This window comes from Oleiphilus sp. HI0132 (assembly GCF_001635845.1).
Map to the genome: position 1 here is coordinate 1 of NZ_LWGJ01001226.1, position 1014 is coordinate 1014.

2 protein-coding genes are annotated in these 1014 nt (G+C 41.6%); both read right to left on the reverse strand.

Annotated features, from left to right (window positions below):
- Positions 1-258 (reverse strand): hypothetical protein (locus tag A3766_RS17970; RefSeq protein ID WP_156508959.1); only part of this gene is annotated, 258 nt, incomplete at its 3' end.
- A gap of 173 nt (positions 259-431) precedes the next feature.
- Positions 432-1014, reverse strand: a 583-nt coding sequence (locus A3766_RS17975; protein ID WP_304440971.1) for a uroporphyrinogen decarboxylase family protein, incomplete at its 5' end; no start/stop codon positions are given.

Below are 1014 nucleotides of genomic sequence, written 5' to 3' on the forward strand. Positions count from 1 at the left end.
TAAATATCGATACAATGGCGAATCCAAGTAAGCTAAAAGAGTCGCTTGAAGCACTCTAAGAGATAAATCTTCGGACATGTCGACTTCGATATCGATGGTTTTGTTATCGATATTAGTTTCGGCATCACTTTGATATATGTCAGGATCCCCAACACTTTTGAAAAAGGCTATATTTTCTAAATTATCGCAAGCCACGATCATTGTAGCGCAGATACAAATTGAAATTGCCTTAGCAAAATAGAGAGAGAGATGCCTCATTACAGTTCCTTGGGAGACCTTAAGGGTTATCTATCGATTGTATTAAAAGAGTCGCACAGGTTAAATAAGAGCCTGCTGCAAATGTGACACGTGTGGGAATTACATGGCATTTTGTGCTAGAAAAAGAAAGGGTGCCACGTTGCACCCTTAATTCTATGCATTAGATAACGATCTTAAGCGTGATACTGAGCACTCAGTTCATGAACCGCATCAACAAAGTAGCCTGCATGTGCTGGATCAACAAATTGATGAATACCATGCCCCAGATTGAATACATGGCCTTCACCTGGACCATAAGATGCCAAAATTCTAGCCACCTCATCCCTAATACCTTTTTCTGAAGCATATAGCACCGACGGATCCATATTCCCCTGCAAAGCAACTTTATCACCTACCAAGGCACGCGCTTTACCGATATCCATCGTCCAGTCAAGACCAAGTGCATCAGCGCCGGTATCAGCCATAGAAGGCAACCATAAACCGCCTCCTTTGGTAAATAGAATCACGGGGACTTTTCGACCATCGTATTCCCGAATTAAGCCAGCTACAATTTTCTTCATATAAGCCAAAGAGAACTGTTGATATGCATGATCACTCAGGTTTCCACCCCAGGTATCGAAGATCTGAACCGCTTGCGCACCCGCTTTTATTTGAGCATTCAGATAATCAATCACAGACAAGGCAATTTTATCCAATAACTGATGCATAATTTCTGGCTGAGAATACATCATCGCTTTGATATGGCGAAAATCTTTA